This is a genomic window from Singulisphaera sp. GP187, from assembly GCF_900129635.1.
Classification (GTDB): domain Bacteria; phylum Planctomycetota; class Planctomycetia; order Isosphaerales; family Isosphaeraceae; genus Singulisphaera.
In genome coordinates, this window is the sequence record NZ_FSRB01000001.1 from 3,747,181 (window position 1) to 3,765,781 (window position 18,601).

Sequence of the window (18,601 nt, forward strand, 5' to 3'; positions counted from 1 at the left end):
GTTGTCATCGGATGGTGATGAAGTCGTTGTGGTTGAGCAACGACTGCACGAGGATCTCGCGGGCGCGGTCACCGGGATGGCTGGCGCCACGCTTTTCCAACAGCGACTTCAGATCGGTGAGGGCTTGCTCGCACGCCGAGCGTTCCGCGACGGTCGGAGTGGTGCCCAGGAGCATCCGGAACGCCTCGGCGGCAAACTTGGCGTCGGTAGCGTCGCCGAGCCGGGTGTTCAGTCGGTTCGTGATTTTCGCCGCCATGGTCTGTGCAAGGCGGCTGTTCCAGAGCGCCAGCGCCTGCACGGGAACGACGCTCTCGCCCCGGCGGTAGCAGTCCTGCACGCTGGCATCGTCGAAGGTGGAGAGGAACTTGTTGTGGTCGTTGTGCGAATGCACGAAATAAAGGCTTCGCCGGGGAGACATCGGATCGGTCTGTGGGACCGGCGGACCGCCCACCTGATCGGACAATTCGCCGGCGAGATGAAAGAGGCTGTCGCGGACAACCTGCGCCTCCATCCGGACCGGGTTCATCCGCCAATAGAACCGGTTTTCCGGGTCGGCGGCCAGGGTGGCGGAGTTGGCGCCGAGGCTTGAGGAACTGCGGCGATAGGCGTCGGAGAGGACGATCATCCGGTGGAGCCGTTTCATGCTCCAGCCATTCTCCATGAAATCGACGGCCAACCAGTCGAGCAACTCGGAATGGGTCGGCTGCGCCCCCTTGCGACCGAAGTCGAACACGGTTGTCACCAGCGGCTTGCCGAAGTGACGTGTCCAGATATGATTGACCGCGACGCGGGCCGTGAGCGGGTTCTTCCGGTCGGTCAACCAGTTCGCCAGCGCGGTGCGACGGCCGGTGCTCGTGGTGGGGAAGGTCAGGACGTTCGGAGCGTCTTTGTCGGTGGGCGATTCGGCCGCCTTCACCGCGCCGCGGAGCGGGGTGTACTCCTCACTCTCCGTGTCGAACGCCTTGCGGGCTGCGGCCAGGGCGACGGTCGCGGCCTCGTGCTTCTTGCGGTTGGCTTCCGCATCTTGCGCCTTGGCATCGGCCTGCAACTCGATGCGTGCGAGTTCTTCCTCGGCCTTGGCTAACGCTTCGTGCCGTTCCGCGTGTGCCGCCTTGATGGCCAGTGCCTTCGCATCCTCGGCCGGGGTCTGGCGATGGCGAGCGCGATCGGCGACGGCCCGTGCCTGCAAGGCTTCCGGCTGGGCCAAGGCGGTCGCGAGGACTTTCTCCGCGAGCGCCACGGCGGCCTTGGCTTGCGCGACCGGCGTTTCTCCCTTGTACAAAGGCGAATCGCCCGCAACGAGCTTTTCTCCGGGAGGAAGAGGGGCCAGCTCGATCGACGTGAATTCCGCCTGCGCCGCAAAAGTGACGAGCGAGACCGCGCCGGGAGCCCGGTCGACGGGCAGGCGGTAGGCCAGCGCATGCGCGCCGTTGATCGCGACGTTCACCAGAGGCCCTCGCACGCTCACGGTCAGCTCATACGGTTCGCCGACCTTGATCGGCCGCCCCAGAGCCGCTCCCGGCGGATAGGAGTAGTTGCCCGCTTGCTGGTAGGCGACTTGCAGCTTGGGTCCGCCGGCATGGGCGCTCAGATAGACGAGAACTTCGCGGCCCTCGGCCGAGTCAAAACTCAAACCGACCGACCGCCACGGTTCGCCGCCGGTGATGGTGAACCGGAGGCTCGCCCGGAAATCGGTCGGATGATTCGCCTTGGTCCGATAGACGGACCGGATCTCGGCCGGATTCTCCTGGAGGAGCTTGCCGTTCTTATATTCCCAATGCCCGGCCGTCGTCTCCCAGTCGGCGGGGCGCGCCCCGGCGAAGTTGTCGCGAAGGCTGTAGCTCCCCGCGACGTCGGCCCCGCTGGCGGTGACCGACGACTTATCCGCCTCAGCCGCGGCCAGTTGGTCCCTTGAGTTTGCCAAGGCCGCCCGAGCGGTGGCAACCCGGGCGTTCGCGGCCCGAAGCTGGTCTTCGAGCACGAACGGACGCAACCCGGGCCGGGAAGCTTCCAGCGGAAGCGTCACGGGCTTGATTTCCAGATCCGCCCAGGCCAGCAATGCCGGAATCCCCGGCTTGAGCGGCTGAGCTTTCAGCGGATGGGCTTCATTTCCGCGATCGAACCGATAGGTCGGGGTATCGAGGTTGCTGTCAAAGGCGCGGGGGAGTCCCCCTTCTCGAAATCGAGCTCGCCGGGAAGTTGGTCGGTCCGGACCTGATAGGGCTCGAAGAAGGCGCGGAATTGATAATACTCGTTATGGCTGATCGGGTCGAATTTGTGGTCGTGGCACTTCGCACAGTTAAAGGTCAAGCCCAGGAAAGCCTTGCCGGTGTGCTCGACGACCTCTTCGAGCCAGGTGTTGCGGTTGAACTTGAAGTAGTTGCGGGCAAGGAACCCGGTGGCGCGAAGCCGTTCGGGATCGTTGGGAGTCAACTCATCAGCGGCGATCATCTCCCGGACCATCTGGTCATAGCCCTTGTCGGCATCCAGCGACTCGATGATCCAATCCCGCCAGTGCCAGATATGTTTCTGACTATTGCGGAGCTCGGCACCCAACCCCCACCAATCGCTGTATCGCCAGATGTCCATCCAGTGTCGTCCCCACCGCTCGGCATACGGCTTGCCGGCGAGGAGGCGATCGACCATCACCGCGTAGGCGTCGGGCGAATCGTCGCTTAGGAACGCGGCCTGATCCTCGGCCGTAGGGGGAACGCCGGTCAGGTCGAGGTAGACCCGACGCTGCAACAGGCCTTTCAAGGCCGAGGGTTGCGGGGTCAATCCGTTCGCCTTCCAACCCGCGGCGAGGAAGGCGTCGATCGGATTGCCGGGGCGCGTGCCATCGCGGGCTGGAACCGAGGGACGGACCGGAGCGCGGAAGGCCCAGTGGTCGCGCGGGTCGGGTTCAGGCGCATCGTCGGCAGGGGCGACGGCCCCCTGGTCAATCCATGTTTTGATCAAGGCGACCTGCTCGGCGCTCAACGCCTCGCCATCTCCCGGGGGAGGCATCCGCCCTTTCCCCTCTTCCGTGATCCGGTCGATTAAGAGGCTTTCCTCGCTCTTGCCGAGCTCGATCACCGGCCCACTGTCCCCCCCCTTGATCAGGGACTTCACCGAATCGGTGCGGAGCTTGCTCTTCTGCTTGAGGGTGCCGTGGCAGGCGTAGCACCGGCCCGCGAAGATCGGCTTGATTTGCTTGGCATAGTCCACCGTCTCATCGGCCAGCGTCGTCGTAGCGACCAGAGCAAACCCGAGGACGGTCAGGGGGGCAAGGGCAGCACGCATCCCGGTGAATCTCCATCGTTTCCCGCCAACCGATGCGATGGGCGGAGGGGTCGAACGGTCGGAGAGTTGAAGATCTCCGTCGGAAGTCGGCTGTAATTCAGAACGCCTCATCGAAAGCCGGGGACATCGTCACCGCAGGCACGGCAAAGGATTGGCACGCGGACCAAGTGTTCCCGCCTCAGGGCGACTTCGGGCCGCCCGGCGGAAGGGGCGTCGGGCGACTCATGGGTGAGTGGCGGAGATCCGCAAAAGTTTCTCTCAAGCCACGACGCGGGTGAATTCGGATACTCACCGGTTTTTCGCCGCACTTTATCGTTAAAGAGAACTTAAGAGGCGAACCCATGGCCGTCAAGTTCTCTACCGGAAGATTTGTCGATTTTCACGTCCCAAGATCGATCCAACGGCTTATGCATTATGACAGTGAGAAAGGTGAGGGCCGCATGGATGGATCAGCACATCAAGCACTACCGCGGCGGATCAGCTTGGTGGGGAAGACGACCTCGGCCACCTCGAACTTGCCGTTCTTGATGTAGCTCAGTAGCAATTCCGCGGCCCGGCCCCCCATCTCGACTCCGGGCAACGCCACGGTCGTCAGCGGCGGATCCACGTACGGCGCGAAGTCGAAGTCATCAAACCCGATGATCGCCAGGCTCGTCGGGATCTTCCGACCGAGTTGCTTCCCCGCCTGGATCGCACCCACCGCAAGCACGTCGTTGGCGCACAGAATCGCCGTTACGCTTGGGTCGGCACGGAGCACCGCCTCCACTCGGCTCCGCGCTCCCTCCACCGTCTCACGCTCCACTCCCCAGACCTCACTCCAGCTCCCTCCCCCCGCACGAATCGCCTCCTCGTAACCCGCGATCCGCTTCTCCACCGCAGGCCAATGTCGGTCGGTCGCGAGGAAACCGATCCGCTCGTGACCTTCACCCTGGAGCAACGACACCGCCGCACCCGCCCCCCCACGGTCGTCCGCCAGCACGCAGCCGACCGTCGCGGCCTCCGCCCGGTCCTCAATCAGCACGAACGGACAACCCGTGCTCGCGATCTCCTCGATATGCTCCGCACGACGTTCCGGAGAGCCGGACAGGTGGACCACCGCACCATCGAACCGACGCTGATGCACCAGGCGGCGGAACTTACCTCCCGCCTGGTCGGGATGGAACCCCTGCACCAGCAGGCCGTAATCCTGCTGACGCAGCGTGTCCACCATCCCGCTCAGGATCGCCACGTGGAACGGGTCGGAGAGAAACCGCACCGCGGGGTCGATGGTCAGGAACGCCACCGTCTTGGTCCGTTGCAGCCGCAAACCGCGGGCCTGCACATTGGGCTGATAGCTCAGGTCGCGGATCGACTGAAGGATCCGCTGACGGGTCTCCTCACGCATCTGTGAGGTCCGGCCGTTCAGCACGTTCGAGACGCTCTGAAGCGAAACCCCTGCCTGTTTCGCCACGTCACGCATGGTCACGCTCATGGAAAATCGCGCCTTGCCAAAATGGCCGAGGGTCTGGTCCGGGAAAACCCAAAAATCAACCAATGTTATGGCCCGGCCTCCACATGGTGAAGGCCGGGCCGATTCCGTTCCGGGTCTCGCGGACGGGACGCAGCTCCACGATCATCAGGGCTCGTTGGACTCGATCCCGGCGTCGAGGACCTTGCCGATCTTGTGACGGCACTCCTCAAGGTGGGCCCGGCTCGTGTCGTCGATCGTCACATCCTTTTGGTCGAGCGCCTTGCCGATCCGACTGCTGATCTCCTTCAGATGGAACCGGGCGAGGCTTCGGGCATCGGCCGGAACCGAGCCACCGCCGGAGAAGCTAATGAACGCATACATGTCCTCATACGGACTCCGGCGGCTTCCCAGCACCAGGGTGCAGAGCCGCCGCAGGTGCTCGCGTTGCAGGTTGCGGCGGATGGTCGAAAGGGCCAACTCCTGGGCTTTGCCCTCGCCTTTCTCGGCCGGTACGGCCAATTCGGCCCAGACGCCGTCGGTCAGGACGCTGAAGACCTCGGCCATTTTCAGCGGCTGGCTACCTGAGTCAGCCTCGATCTCCTGGTTCTGGAGCCGCGACAGGACGCCGGCGTCGAAGCACTGGCTGAGGACGATCTTCTGGATCGCCAGGATCCGCTGATTGATCGGGTAGTCGGCCGCGCCCCCCGAAGCCAGCGAGTCGCTGCCCCAGTGATACCAGCGTTCGGCGGTCAGCCGGCGCAGCAGGGCCGGCGAGAACTGGAACGCCTTGTCGCTGAGGATCTGCTCGGTCACGAAGGTCAAGGCCTCACGCTGCTTGGCCCCCTTGATCGGTGTGATCGGGTCACGTTCCCCCTTGCTCCCCTTGTGGTCGCGCGAGACCGACTGGCCGCCGATGTACGACGAGGCCAAGTGGGACGCGTTGCCCCACTGGTTGAGCAGCGTGTTGAAAGCGCTCCGGACGCGCGCCCAGGACTCACCGTCCTTGACCACCTTGCCATCCAGGTCTTTGAGCAGTTGCGAGGCGAGCGTGATCCGCTCCTTGGCGAACCGCAAGGTGTCCGACCCGAGGTCATAGACGTTCACCAGCGGATCATTGGCAAGATACATATCTTCATCGGTCGCGAACACCAGGTCCCCTTCGGGCGACCGGGCCGCGATCTTCTTCAACCCTTCGGCTTCGTCCCCATCAAGATGCGCGTAGGCGTACTCGATCGCCCAGTAGTCATAAGGGCCGATCGTGGTCGTCACGAAATCGCCCTGCTTCTGGCCCTTGGGCGCGATGTTAATCGGGTTGTAGTCCATCACGCTCCCGGCCTGCCCCTTGACCCGGGTGATCGACGTGTCGTTCAACTGGTCGGCGGTGAGCATCGAGCTCGCCTTGAAGTTGTGCCGCAGGCCGAGCGAGTGACCGACCTCGTGCATCACGACTTCCTTGATCAACTGCCCCAAGAGTTCGTCGGGAAGCTTGGCCTCGTCTTTTGCTTTCTCTTTGTCCTTGTCCTTATCTTTATCCTTATCGTCTTTGTCCGTGACTTTATCTGTATCCTTGTCGGCATTCGCAACCGCCGCCAGACTGATGGCGGCCAGCCCCATCTCGTGGTGCATCCCGAGGCTGTACTGACAGGACGAGAACTGGCCCGATCCCTGCCGCTTCCTCAATTGCTTCTGGAGGCCGGACCACTCGGCCGGAACGGCCTCGGGGATGTCGGTCCCGACGAGCGCGGAGCCGATTCCCGGGAGGCGGGACGGCAGAGTCACCGGCAGACCGAATCCCTGCTTGGCCGCCATGATCGGGCTGATCACCTGGCCGATGTCCAGGGTCGTGGTCTGGGCATCCCCAAGACCGGTCGCCGGCAGGGTGCCCGTCAGGAAGGCATACTGTTCTTTCCAGTAATGGATCCAGCTGGCGTCGAAGATGACGTCGCCATCAATCATTTCGCCGGTCAAAGGGTTCGCCCGTAAGCAGGACATGGCGAACGGGTTGCTGGTGGTGATCCAGCGGAAGGTGCAGTAGTTGATATCCTCGGGATCAAAGTCGTCGCGACCATCCTCTTGCCAGCGGACCGCCAATGCGTTGCTGATGCCAATCTTCTCGAACGCCTTGTTCCACTCCAGAATCCCGGCCTCGACGAACGGGCGGTACTCAAGCGGAACGGTGTCTTCCACGTACCAGATGAGCTGCTTCTTGGGCGGGGAGAGCTTGGCCTTGGGGTCCGACTTCTCGATCCGCCAGCGGTTGACCTGGCGCACGAAGTTGGTGTCCGGGTCTTTCAGGCCGAAGTCTTTCAGAGCGCTCAGGAAGTAGCCGACGCGGTTATCCGCGTACCGCGGCTTGTAGCCGTGTTCCGGCAGCTTCGCCAAGCTGTAGTGAATCACGATCGTGCGCCCACGGCCGTCAGCTACGCCATCATCGTTGGACATCGAGGAACGGCCGAAGTTGCCGAAGGTCGCCTCGACCTCGAGCTCGACGTTATTCGGAAACCCCTTGATCTTGTGCCAGTGGGTCCGGTTCCGATCGAGCGAGCCGAAGCCGAGCTGAGCGAAGTCGGAGAAGAAGATGTCGGACAGGTCGATCACGACGCTCTGGCCGCCGGCATGGTTGATGCTAAGGATGGGCAAGGCCATCAGGACCGAGTCGGTATAGTTCTGCTTGACCGCCTTATCCAGCGGGGTGCCGGCGGGGGCCTTGTAGTGGATGTTGCGGCGAATGAGCTGGACCTTGTCGCCCACCCGCTTGAAGACGAGGACCCATTCGTCACCGAAATTCAAGGGCTGGCCGGCCATCGCCATGCCGCGTGCGATCGCGATGGGCGCGAGCATCGGCTGATTGAACTGGTTCGGCTTGATCTCGGCGTAGAGATGATCGTCCTTGTGGTGGAGCGTGAGAAAGCCGTCGATCTTCTCGGATCCCTTGGTGACGTCGGCGAAGTCGCGGAACTTCTTTTCCGAGTCGTCGCTCTTCGTCGCGCCGGCTAGTCTTGGTCTCTCATCGTCGGCCCGCAGGCCGCTGAATCCGGCCGTCACGGCGAGCGCCGTGACCCAACCCATCGCCCAATACCGCTTCATACGGTGCCCCTCGCAAGGTTCGAGACGGGTCTGGCAAGCCTGGCATCGACCAGGCTAAGACCACTCCGGGCGCCGCAATCGGTGCCTCAATCGCACCCATTTCGAGAGCCCGCATTCATGGCCTGACCCGCACATTTTCATGATGACTAAAGCGAAAGGGACCGACAAGGGGCCGGTTGAATGAATTCGGATCCGCAGAATCGAGAAGTCGGGCAATATGACGCAAAAACACAGATCAGGCGAACTGAGCGACTTTTGCGGCCGCCGCTTCGTGCTCGAGATACCAGCGGACCGACCGTTCGATACTCGCACGGTAGCTCAACGAGGGTTCCCAGCCGAGCCGGGTCCGGGCTTTCTCGGTGCTGTATTCGAGCTCACGGCCCATCAGCCAGGTGGCGTAGCGGGTGATGAGGGGTGGGCGCGGGCGGCGGGTCAGACGGCCGTGGGCTTCGAGCAGGAAGGCGGCGGAGTAGACCGCGCGATAGGGAACCCGTTTCACGACCCGAGGGGCATTGCAGGCCTCGGCGAACAGGTTGAGGAACTCGCGCTGGGTGATCCGGCCCTGGTTAGTGATGTTGTAGGCTTCGCCGGCCGAACCAGGGTCACCTGAGGCGAGGATGGCGGCGTCGGCCACAATTCCGGCATACACCGCGCTCAGCGGGTTGTCCCCTCGGCCGATCATCGGCACCTTCCCCCTCCGCAGCCGGTCGACCAGCCGCGCGACGGTGGTCCGGTCACGTTCGCCATAGAGCCAACTCGGGCGGATCACCGTCACCGCGAGTCGACCCGACTCGGCCAACTGCCAGAGGAGCCGCTCGCACTCGACCTTGCTTCGGGTGTACGGGTCCCAGACCCAGACGTTCTGTCCCATGGCCGCCGTCTCGTCGATCGGCTCGACTTGATCGTGGGGATGCCCATAGGCGCTGGTGGAGCTGATATGGAGGAACCGGCCAACCCCCGCCGCGCTCGCGGCCGTGGCCAGGTTCCGGGTCGCATCGATGCAGTCCGTCTGAAATTGGGACCAGCGGCCCCAATCACCCACCTTGGCGGCCGCGTGGTAAACCACGGCGACCCCCTGGGTGGCGCGGGCACACGCCGACGGGTCGGTCAGATTCCCGCGGATAATCTCGACGCCCAGTGACTCCAAGAACGACGTGGCGCTCCCCGCGCGGACCAAGGCCCGTACTCTCCGGCCTCGCGCGACGAGTTGCTCGGCAATGTGGCTCCCCAGGAGACCCGTTCCCCCCGTCACCAGGTCAAGGTCACTGTCGGCCACTTCGGATCCCTTCCTTTTCCGCAACAACGATGAGTCCGGGCACCTCGTCACCTGATGATGACGAGGCCCACTCCATTCTACACGCTCCCCCGATCCCTGGTTGAGCGTTCTTCGTCGTCGCGTGCCCTCGGCCCACCCATCCAGGCCCTGATCCTCCGCGAAGCCCCGTCGTTCGGACCAACCGACCGAACGACGAGACCACACGAATGGGACGGGCCTCAGCGGCTGAGTTCCTGGGCCTTTTTCACCAGGCCAAGAAATTCGGCCCGGTAACCCGAGGGGTCCTTGCCCAGCGCGGAGGTGGCCAGCTCCACCACCCCGGCATACGTCAGGGTTCCCTTATGCGGCGAGCCCCGCAGGAGCATCCCGAAGCCCGCCACGGCACCGGCGAACTTGAAGTCGTCGGAGGCCCGGGCGTATTCGGTCCCCTCATCCGTCACAAACGATTCGAGCAACTGGCTCTGATCTTCGTCGGGACGCTTGTACCGCAGTTTCACCAGGAGGAGTTCATTCCGTGGCTCCTTCGGTTTCTCCGTCTTCTGAAACACGAGCGGGTCGACCGCGGTGCCGTTCTTGTTCGTCCCCCCGGGCACGATCTCATAGAGAGCCGTGACGTGGTGCCCCGCGCCGATCTCACCGGCATCCTTGCGGTCGTTGTTGAAGTCTTCCTTCTTCAAGAGCCGGTCTTCGTAGCCGATCAGCCGGTAGGCGTCGACCTTACCTGGGTTGAACTCGACCTGGATCTTGACGTCCTTGGCGATGGTGACGAGGGTCGACCCCATCTCCTGGACGAGGACCTTCTCGGCCTCCTTCGGTCCGTCGATGTAGGCGTAGTGGCCGTTGCCCTTGTCAGCGAGCTTTTCGAGCTTGCCGTCCTTGAGGTTGCCCATGCCGAAGCCGAGCACGCTCAGGAAGACGCCGCTTTTCGCCTTCGCCTGGATCAATTCGGTCAGCTTGGCGTCGTCGACGATCCCCACGTTGAAGTCGCCGTCGGTGGCCAGGATGACGCGGTTCGTCCCTCCCTTGATGAAATTCTCGGTGGCCGTGTCGTAAGCGAGCTGAATGCCGGCCCCGCCGTTGGTCGATCCACCGGCCCGGAGCTGGGCGATCGAGGAGAGGATCTCCGCCTTGTGAAGGCAGGAGGTCGAGCGCAGGTGCAGGCCCGAGGCGCCGGCGTAGACGACGATCGCCACTCGGTCGTTCTCGCCGAGCTGCTCCACCAAAGTCTGCAATGACGACTGCAAGAGCGGGAGCTTGTTGGGGTGATCCATCGAGCCGGAGACATCGGCCAGGAAGACGAGGTTGCTCGGCGGCCGCTTGTCCTGATCGATCGGCCGTCCTTTGATCCCAATCCGGGCCAGACGATGCTTGGCGTTCCAGGGGCAGTCGGCAACCTCAACCCGGACCGAGAACGGGTCCTTGCTCGAGGCCGACGGCGGCGGGTCGTCGTACGGAAAATAGTTCAGGAGCTCCTCGATTCGGACCGCGTTCTTGGGAGGCATGACACCTTGCCCGAGAAACCGCCGCACATTTGCATAGCTCGCCGTGTCCACGTCGACCGAGAACGTCGAAAGCGACTCGGCGGCTACCTGGACGAACGGGTTGTCCACCACGCGAGCGTAGACTTCCGCGTCTGCCGGCGCAGGGGCGGCAGGCGAAGATTTCGGGTCGAACCCATGCAAATCCTGTTTGACCTTGTCGCCGGCAACTCCAGCTTCCGGGCGGACCATTCCCTCAAAGCCCCTCGAATCCAAAACGATTGCCCCAAGATCGACTTTTCCTCGATGCAACTGGTTCATTGACTCACCGAGCTTCTGCTGCGAGTCAACACCCTGAGGCTGAGCACCCAAGAACGGCGAATTTCCGGACTGCGGCTGGTGGGAAGCCGGGCTTTGACTTGGCATACCAGCCAAGCCCATGCCCCCCATACCTCCCATCCCACCGCCCATTCCACCAACAGATTGGCCTTGGGACAGCGCGACCAATGGCTTGGCCGGGGAGCTCATTCGTCGCCGGTCCGCAGTCAGCTTCTTGAAGCTTTCGGGGGATTTGATGCCCGCCCGCTCAGTCTGGGTGGTCGGATCACTGCTGGCGAGTTGCGCCGCCTCGACGAACGGCAGGGGTGAACTCGAAGCCGCTGGCGGCGACAGCTTGGCCTCGGGGGAAGCCGAACCATTTTGAGACAGTTGGGCGACCCGAGATTCACTTGGGAACGGCTGATGGGTGGTGCCCCGAGATTCACTTGGCAACGGCTGATGGGATTCCTTCTCTCGGGACAGCAAGGCAAGCGGCGTCGGAGCCTTGGCCCGAATCTCGTCTTGCGCGGCGAGACCGTCGCCTTGAAAACGCCCCGTGGGCGCGGCTTCGAGCGGCGGTCCCTGCTGATCCTTGACCAACATTTCCGACGAAACCGCTTCCTGCCTGGCGAGAGCGTTGCTCTCGGCACCTGACAGCATCGGAAGAGGCGCGGCTTCGCCCGAGTCGCTCCGCTTGCCAAGGGCCGAAACCGGGGCCAAAGCCACCGTGGCCGCATCGCGCAGTTCCCGATCTCCTCCCGGTGCGATCGAGAAGTCGTTGGCTGTGGTCGGAGCGACCGGCGCGGTCACGGGCGCGGAGGGAGCGGGGAACGAGAGATCCGGCACGCGCGGTTTACCACGTGACGCGTAGTGGGGCAAAGGCTCGTCCTTCATCGCCAGCGCGATTCGGCTGACAGTCGAGCGGCTCGCGACCCAAGCAGCGATCGTGATACCACCGAGCAGGCAGGCCGCGGCGGCCAAGGGGACCCAGCGGGGGAGCGATCGACGCGTCGGCTTGGGCTGGAGGCCGACTTCGATGGCCTGGAGGTGCTCGGCGGCGAGGCCGGGGCTGGTCTCGCTCCGAAATTGATCCGTGAGTAATTGCGCAGTGTCGCGAATCTCCGCGACGTACTGGCGAGCCGGCGGATTCTCGGCAAGGAGGGCTTCGACTTCCGCCCGCTCCGAGCCGTCGAGTTCGCCCAGCGCGTAGGCGGTCAGCCGGGGATCACTGGCATCGAATGTCATGACGGACTCCTTCACGAAGTGGCTTCGGCCGGCTGGCCGTCGAGCAGTTGGTTGCGGAGGGATTTCAGACCGACATGCAGCAAGTAGCCGACGTTGGTCACGCTGTGGCCGCTAATTCGACTGATCTCCTGGTAGGAGAACCCATTTTGAAACTTGAGACGGATGACCTCACGCTGGTTGGGAGGCAACGTCTCGACCAAGTCGAGAACCCGTGCGGCCGACTCGCGGTGTTCCGCGACGTCTGGGGGACTTGGGTCGGCACTGGCGCAATGATGAACCTGTTCGTCGCTCAAGCGAGTCATACGACTCTCCTTCCTCAGGACGTCCAGGGCACGGTTGCGGCAGACCGTGAAGAGCCACTCGGCAAGTCGCGAGTCAATCGCCGCGCGATCCTGGACACACAGGCGGAGGAACGTTTCCTGAACGACGTCGCGCGCCGCGTCGGCATCCCCCAGCAGACGCGTGGCGTACAGCGTCAGGGGCGCCTCGAAGCGGGCGACGGCGGCACGGACCCAGGGTCCATTGTCTGCGGAACTTGGCTGGCCAGGCATCGGCTTCGCTCGGACTGGGACGGTTTCCGTACAGCTCTGATGACGCACGACGGCGAAGTTTCTTAGAAGGGAGCTTCACTTTATCGCCGCGGACACGTTCTGACAGGGAATCCCCACTCGCCTGTTGCTATTGGGAATCGCATGAGCCATTTCGAGAAATCCAACGGATTCGGAGAGACACGGATTCGGCACGGGAACCAGGTGTCCACTTGACGAAAAAAATTCTTAGGAAGGTTTCCCGGCTCGCCGTCCCGTTGCCTGTGTGCCGCATGCGCCGCGAGCGGACGATTCCCTTTTGACTGAGCATCGTCGAGCCAGGCGCGGCGATTGGCGACTCGATGATTCGGACTCTGGCGTTCAAAACCGGGACCCACCATGCCGGAAGAAACGATTGATCCTGGTCTGCTTGAGCAGACAAAGAACCAGATCCGCAAGCTGGTGGCCGAGATCGCCGATCTCGCCGAGTCGGACATTCAACCGCCTGAGTTCTACGTCGAGTTCCTCAACCGTGCCGTTGCGGCGGTCGCGGCCTCGGGCGGAGCATTCTGGCTGCTGGACGGAAAAGGCAGCATCAAGCTGCAACACCAGCTTGAATTCCGGCTCACGGGCCTCCTCGACGGCCGGGTCCGCACGCAACCCCACGACGCGCTCTTGGGTTGCATGATCCAGGCCTCCCAGCCCCAAATTATCCCGCCGGGAGCGACAATCGAGGGGCAGCCAAACGCCGGCAACCCCACGACGTTCTCGTTGATCATCGCCCCGTTGATGGTCGACCGGCAGGTCGTCGGCCTGATCGAGATCCTGATGGATCCGACCCGGCGCGCGGCCACTCAGAAAAGCACGCTCCGATTCGTCAGCGACCTTTGCGACCTGGCGGGCAACTACCTCAAGAACCGCCAGATGCGACAGATGATGTCGCAGCAGCGGCTCTGGAACCAGCTCGAAGGGTTCACCCACCAGATCCACGGCTCGCTCGACCTGAAGGAGACCGCCTACGCGATCGCCAACGACGGCAAACGGCTCGTCGGCTGCGACCGGCTCAGCGTCGCCGCCAAGATCGGCGGCCGGATCATGGTCGAGGCGGTCAGCGGCCAGGAAGTCGTCGAGCAACGGGCCAACCTGATCCGAGAGCTGACCCGGCTCTGCAAGGTCGTCATCCGATCGGGCGAGGACCTGGTTTATACGGGCAACACGGAGGGGTTTGCCCCCGACATCCGCGACGCCCTCGAAATGTACGTCGACGAGTCGGGATCAAAGGCCGTCATCGTCACCTTGCTGCATAAGCCCGAGCCCGAACAAGGCAAGGAGAAGGTCCCGTTCGGCTGCCTGGTCGCCGAGCAGATCGGCGACGAGATGGCGCCGACCGATGCGCACGCCCGGACCGAGGTGGTCTCGCGCCACGCCTCCACCGCGCTCTGGAACGCACAGGAACACGACAAGATCTTCCTCTTGCCGATGCTCAAGCTGATGGGCTCCCCTTGGCGGTTCTTCCGCGGGCGAACCCTGGCCAAGATCATCGGCGTCCTGGTCGCGGTGGTCGGCCTGATCGCCGTCCTCACGTTCGTCCCCTGGAAGCTGACGATCGAAGGGCGAGGCTCACTCTTGCCCGAAAACCGGCACAACGTCTACGCACCGACCGCCGGGATCGTGGTCGAAGTGCCGGTCGAGCACAGTCAGTCCGTCCGCAAGGGAGACCTCCTCGTTCGGCTCGAGAGCAAGGAGTTGGAGCGTCGGCTCAAGGAACTCATGGCCGAGAAGCAGAAGGCGGAGAGTGACGTTCTCTTTCTCGGGAACCAGGCCCAGAAGTCCATCACGGCGCCCGAATCCGAAAGATATCAGATCAGAGCCCAGCAGTCGGCGGCTACGATCACGGCCAAGTCCGCCCAGGAACAAATCGAGAGCATCAACGAGCAACTCGAAGAGATGAAGGTCCGATCGCCTCAAGACGGGATCGTCACGACCTGGGAGGTTCGCAAAAACCTGCTCGGTCGTCCCGTCGAAATCGGTCAGGAGTTGGTCGCGGTCGCCTCCACCGAGGGGGAGTGGGTCCTTGAGGTCGAGGTGCCCGACGATGACATGGGGCCGGTGCTCGACTCCCAAAGCCGGCTCGAGGCCGAGATCAAGGACGGCAAGAAGCCGGTCGGCTCGCGACTGCAAGCCTACTTCGTCACGGCCACCGACCCCGAGCACCGCTATCCCGGCTACGTCGTGCGGATCGGGTCGAAGGCGGAACTCGTCGAGACGAAGCACGTCGTCAAGGTGACCGTCGGGTTCAGCCAGGACGTCCAGAAAGACTTCCTCTCACGGAACCAGGCCCTCCGCCCGGGAGCCGAGGTCCGAGCCCGGATTGATTGCGGAAAGGCACGCCTCGCCTACGTCATGCTTCGTGACGTCGTCCACGTGTTCTACGAAACCGTCCTGTTCCGCTGGCCGTTCTTGCGTTGACGCCCTCCGCAGTGGGGGCTGACTGACGACCGATCGCGTGGTGCTCGCGTCTCTTCCTTCCCGTCGGAACGGACGGACAGGGCCATCCGCGGTCGATCGCAACCCCCGCTGCCGACTCGATATTTACGCCCATTATCTCCCGGAGGCTCGCCATGCTCTTCCCGAAAAAAGTCGCCGCGCTGGCCGCGGGGTTCGTCACCGTTCTTTCGATCGCCTCGACTGCCCAGGTCCCGGCGCCGGCATCGCGAGCCGGCGATACCCTGCCCGTCCACGACGCCACGATCGACTGGATCGAGAAGTCGGACGTGGCCGCGCTCCGTGAAGGGGTCATCGATACGATGGAGCTCCAGAACGGCATGCTCGCCCAGAAAGGCAAGCCGATCGGGGTTCTCCACAAGGAGATCGCCGACTTAACGGTCAAAAAAGCCGAGCTGTTGGTGACGAACGTGGCCGCCAAGAATAAGGCCGAAGCCCAGCGCGAGCTGGCCTTGGCCATCGTCGCGACGAACGCGCGGCTCAATCAGCGCAATCCGGGAATGGTCTCGCTCGAAGAGATGCGCAAGGCCGAGGCCGAGGTCAAAGTCGCCCAAGAGATGAAGAATGAGGCCATCGAAAAGCAAAAGCTCGACGAGGCCGATCTCTTGTTGGCGAGGCAGGCGCTCGACGAGCACACGATCCGGGCTCCCTTCGACGGCATCGTGATCGAGCGGATCAAGGGCCCCGGCGAAAGCGTGCGGGCCAACGAGGCGGTCGTCCGCCTGGGCAACCTCGACAAGCTCCGCGCCTGGGCCTACATCCCGCTCGAATATGCCTACCGGGTCAAAGAGGGGCAGATCGTCGAGCTCCAGCAAAAACTCGGCGGAGCGCCCATCGAAAAGAAGCGATTCCGTGGCAAGATCACCTTCGTCGACCCACAGATCCAGCCGATCGCCGAGGTCGCGGTTCGGATCTACGCCGAGTTCGACAATCCGGACCATGAGCTCCGCCCCGGCGCCAAGGCGTCGATGACGATCCTGCTCGGCACCGAAGGCGGCGCAGCCAACCCCACGGTCGGATCCAGGACCCCGGTGGGCCTCGGACGCTGAACGACCTCCTTGACTCTGAAAACTCACACGACCCATCGCCACCCATTGGCTTCGAGCCATGGCTTGATTTGATGCGAGTCGACCCGATGCCAATGCCGATCGCTCGTAGAACGTCCCACAACCGACCCGAGTCGAGGGCCGCCGGCCGATGAGTTCCGCTCCCTCTCAGGTACCTACAGCAGCCCCGATGGGGCAGGCCGCCGAGCACCTCCAGGTCAAGCTCCGGCCCGACCTGATCGTTCAGCCCCAGTTCTATGAGGGGATGACGCACTACGTCATCAAAGACCCGATCGCGCTGAAGTATTTTCGATTCAAGATCGAGGAATACTTCCTGCTCCAGCAGTTCGACGGCAAGACCAACCTCCAGGACGTCAAACGGGCCTTCGAACGCAAGTATCGTCCCCAGACGATCTCGATCGAGGACCTGATTCGGTTCACCGCCCAGTTGCACGAGGCGGGGCTCGCCCAGATCGACAGCCCCGACCAGGCCAAGGTGCTGATCCGCCGTCGACGCAAGAACCAGTGGAAGAAGGTCTGGCAGTTCATCGCCAACATCCTCTACATCAAGATCCCGGTCGTCGACCCGGAAAAGATGCTGACCGGGATGTACCCCTACTTCCGCTGGCTCTTCACCCCCTACTTCATCACGTTCAGCGTGGGGATGATGCTCGCCGCGCTGACCCTGGTGGCCAGCCAGTGGTCCACCTTCAGCGCCCGCCTGCCCGACTTCCAGAGCTTCTTCAACTGGTCGACCATCTTCTACTTCTGGTGTAGTCTGGCGATCATCAAGATCATCCACGAGTTCGGTCACGGCCTGACGGCGAAGCATTTCGGCGGCGAGGTCCACGAGATGGGGATGCTCTTCCTCGTCCTTACCCCGGCCCTCTATTGCGACGTGACCGATAGCTGGCTCCTACCCAGCAAGTGGAAACGGATCTGGATCTCGGCGGCCGGCATCTACGTCGAGTGCTTCCTGGCGAGCCTCGCCACGTTCGTCTGGTGGAACACCGAACAAGGACTCTTGAATAGCCTCAGCTTGGCAACGATGTTCATCTGCTCGGTGAACACGATCCTGTTCAATGCCAACCCGCTGCTCCGGTATGACGGCTACTACGTCATGGCCGACTGGCTCGAAATCCCCAACTTGCGGATCAAGAGCACGCAGTTTTTCACTTACCTGTTCCAGGAGAAGGTGCTCGGGCTGGAAGTGCCGGTCCAGAGCTACATGCCCCGATCACGGCGGTCACTCTTCGTTACCTATGCCGTCGCCAGCTATATTTACCGCTGGATCGTGACGTTCAGCATCTTGTTCTTCCTCTACAAGTTCCTGCAACCGTACAAGCTCGGCTCAATCAGCGCGATCATGGCGATCGGGTCGCTGGTTCCGCTCGTGGGCATGCCCATCTACCAGATGTTCAAGTTCGTCCGCACCCCGGGGAGGATGCGCAAGGTGAAAAAGGCAAGAGCGGCCGGCTTCGCGGTGGCGGCCATCGCCATCCTCGCCGGAGTCCTTCTGATCCCGACGCCGTTACGGGTTCAGGGGACGTTAGTCCTGACGGCGGCCAATCCCGAGGAAGTCTACGCCGAAGTTCCCGGCCGGCTGGTTGAACTGAAGGTCCGAGACGGCCAGCCGGTCAAAGCGGGCGACGAGCTCGCGATTCTCTCCAACCCGGAGAAGGTTCGCGAACGGATGCAGTTGCAGGAGCAGCAAGGGGTCAACTTCATCAAGGCGGTCTGGTTCGGTCGCGGCTCCGACCCAAGTAATCGGGCCCAGTCGAGACAGTTCGAGCAGATGGCCACCGACCTCGAACCGGTCATCGGCAAAGTGGTCGACCAACTCGGCAAGCTGACCCTGGTCGCGCATCGTGACGGTCGGGTCATGGGCGTCCCCCATCCCGAGACGGTCGGTCAGTGGCTCAAGCCCGGCAAGCCGTTCTGTGAAGTGGCCGACCCCCATCGCCTCGAGGCCCACATGATCCTCGACCAGGGGGACATCGACCTCGTCAAGCTCGGCCGCCGCACCTGGCTGAAGATTTATGGCGACTCCGAGCTCACCTTCAAGAGCCACGTCGGCGAGATCTCCAAGCGGAACAGCGAAGAGATTTCTCCCGAGCTCTCAAACCTCGCCGGCGGCGAGATCGCGACCAAGCAGGACCCCAAGACGAACCAGGCCAAACCGTTGACCGCGGTCTATGAGGTCATCATCCCCCTGGATAACTCTAACCTGGCCCTCCAACCCGGGCTCCGCGGCTTCGCCAAGATCGACGGCGGCACGCACACCCTCGGCTGGTGGCTCTGGCGGCTCATCACCAAGACGTTCCACTTCACGCTCTAAACGACGAACAGGCTGCCGATGCACTTCGCTCGCCTTACGGGCGAGCGAA

Annotated in this window: 10 protein-coding genes; 3 read left to right on the forward strand and 7 right to left on the reverse strand. The window is 63.2% G+C overall.

The window, feature by feature from the left end; translation table 11 throughout:
• Positions 1–4: 4 nt before the first annotated feature.
• From BUS42_RS45105 to BUS42_RS14635, 7 genes are all read right to left on the reverse strand, one after another.
• Positions 5–2,059, reverse strand: coding sequence for a DUF1553 domain-containing protein (locus BUS42_RS45105; RefSeq protein ID WP_254053513.1), 2,055 nt, complete (start codon positions 2,057–2,059; stop codon positions 5–7).
• Between the two features lie 32 nt (positions 2,060–2,091).
• On the reverse strand, positions 2,092–3,282 hold the full coding sequence (locus tag BUS42_RS45110) for a DUF1549 domain-containing protein (RefSeq protein WP_254053514.1): 1,191 nt from the start codon (positions 3,280–3,282) through the stop codon (positions 2,092–2,094).
• Positions 3,283–3,739: 457 nt separating this feature from the next.
• Entirely contained in the window at positions 3,740–4,753 is a 1,014-nt protein-coding gene (locus BUS42_RS14615) for a LacI family DNA-binding transcriptional regulator (RefSeq protein WP_254053515.1), read from the reverse strand.
• A gap of 144 nt (positions 4,754–4,897) precedes the next feature.
• Positions 4,898–7,819: a zinc-dependent metalloprotease gene (locus BUS42_RS14620; protein ID WP_074307537.1), complete on the reverse strand. Its 2,922-nt coding sequence runs from the start codon at positions 7,817–7,819 to the stop codon at positions 4,898–4,900.
• 235 nt (positions 7,820–8,054) lie between these two features.
• Positions 8,055–9,095, reverse strand: a complete 1,041-nt coding sequence (locus BUS42_RS14625) for an NAD-dependent epimerase/dehydratase family protein (protein WP_074307538.1) — start codon at positions 9,093–9,095, stop codon at positions 8,055–8,057.
• A gap of 218 nt (positions 9,096–9,313) precedes the next feature.
• Positions 9,314–12,136, reverse strand: a complete 2,823-nt coding sequence (locus BUS42_RS45115) for a YfbK domain-containing protein (RefSeq protein WP_254053516.1) — start codon at positions 12,134–12,136, stop codon at positions 9,314–9,316.
• Positions 12,137–12,147: 11 nt separating this feature from the next.
• The gene (locus BUS42_RS14635) at positions 12,148–12,687 is read right to left on the reverse strand and encodes an RNA polymerase sigma factor (RefSeq protein WP_074307539.1); all 540 of its coding nucleotides are present in this window, start codon (positions 12,685–12,687) and stop codon (positions 12,148–12,150) included.
• Between the two features lie 375 nt (positions 12,688–13,062).
• Between BUS42_RS14635 and BUS42_RS14640 the strand changes: the two genes are divergently transcribed.
• The 3 genes from BUS42_RS14640 to BUS42_RS14650 all read left to right on the forward strand — a co-directional run bounded on the left by BUS42_RS14640 (position 13,063) and on the right by BUS42_RS14650 (position 18,552).
• Complete coding sequence (locus BUS42_RS14640) at positions 13,063–15,132, forward strand: efflux RND transporter periplasmic adaptor subunit (RefSeq protein ID WP_074307540.1); 2,070 nt, start codon at positions 13,063–13,065, stop codon at positions 15,130–15,132.
• Between the two features lie 152 nt (positions 15,133–15,284).
• Positions 15,285–16,217 carry an efflux RND transporter periplasmic adaptor subunit gene (locus BUS42_RS14645; protein WP_074307541.1) on the forward strand — a complete coding sequence of 311 codons (933 nt, stop codon included), beginning with the start codon at positions 15,285–15,287 and terminating at the stop codon, positions 16,215–16,217.
• Positions 16,218–16,365: 148 nt separating this feature from the next.
• On the forward strand, positions 16,366–18,552 hold the full coding sequence (locus BUS42_RS14650; protein ID WP_074307542.1) for a site-2 protease family protein: 2,187 nt from the start codon (positions 16,366–16,368) through the stop codon (positions 18,550–18,552).
• Positions 18,553–18,601 lie beyond the last annotated feature (49 nt).

Bases quoted from the DNA above. Each gene is read 5' to 3' on its own strand.
- BUS42_RS14620 (WP_074307537.1), bottom strand. From the start codon at position 7,819: ATGAAGCGGTATTGGGCGATGGGTTGGGTCACGGCGCTCGCCGTGACG.
- BUS42_RS14640 (WP_074307540.1), top strand. From the start codon at position 13,063: ATGCCGGAAGAAACGATTGATCCTGGTCTGCTTGAGCAGACAAAGAAC.
- BUS42_RS14650 (WP_074307542.1), top strand. From the start codon at position 16,366: ATGAGTTCCGCTCCCTCTCAGGTACCTACAGCAGCCCCGATGGGGCAG.
- BUS42_RS14615 (WP_254053515.1), bottom strand. From the start codon at position 4,753: ATGAGCGTGACCATGCGTGACGTGGCGAAACAGGCAGGGGTTTCGCTT.
- BUS42_RS14645 (WP_074307541.1), top strand. From the start codon at position 15,285: ATGCTCTTCCCGAAAAAAGTCGCCGCGCTGGCCGCGGGGTTCGTCACC.
- BUS42_RS14635 (WP_074307539.1), bottom strand. From the start codon at position 12,687: ATGCCTGGCCAGCCAAGTTCCGCAGACAATGGACCCTGGGTCCGTGCC.
- BUS42_RS45110 (WP_254053514.1), bottom strand. From the start codon at position 3,282: ATGCGTGCTGCCCTTGCCCCCCTGACCGTCCTCGGGTTTGCTCTGGTC.
- BUS42_RS45115 (WP_254053516.1), bottom strand. From the start codon at position 12,136: ATGACATTCGATGCCAGTGATCCCCGGCTGACCGCCTACGCGCTGGGC.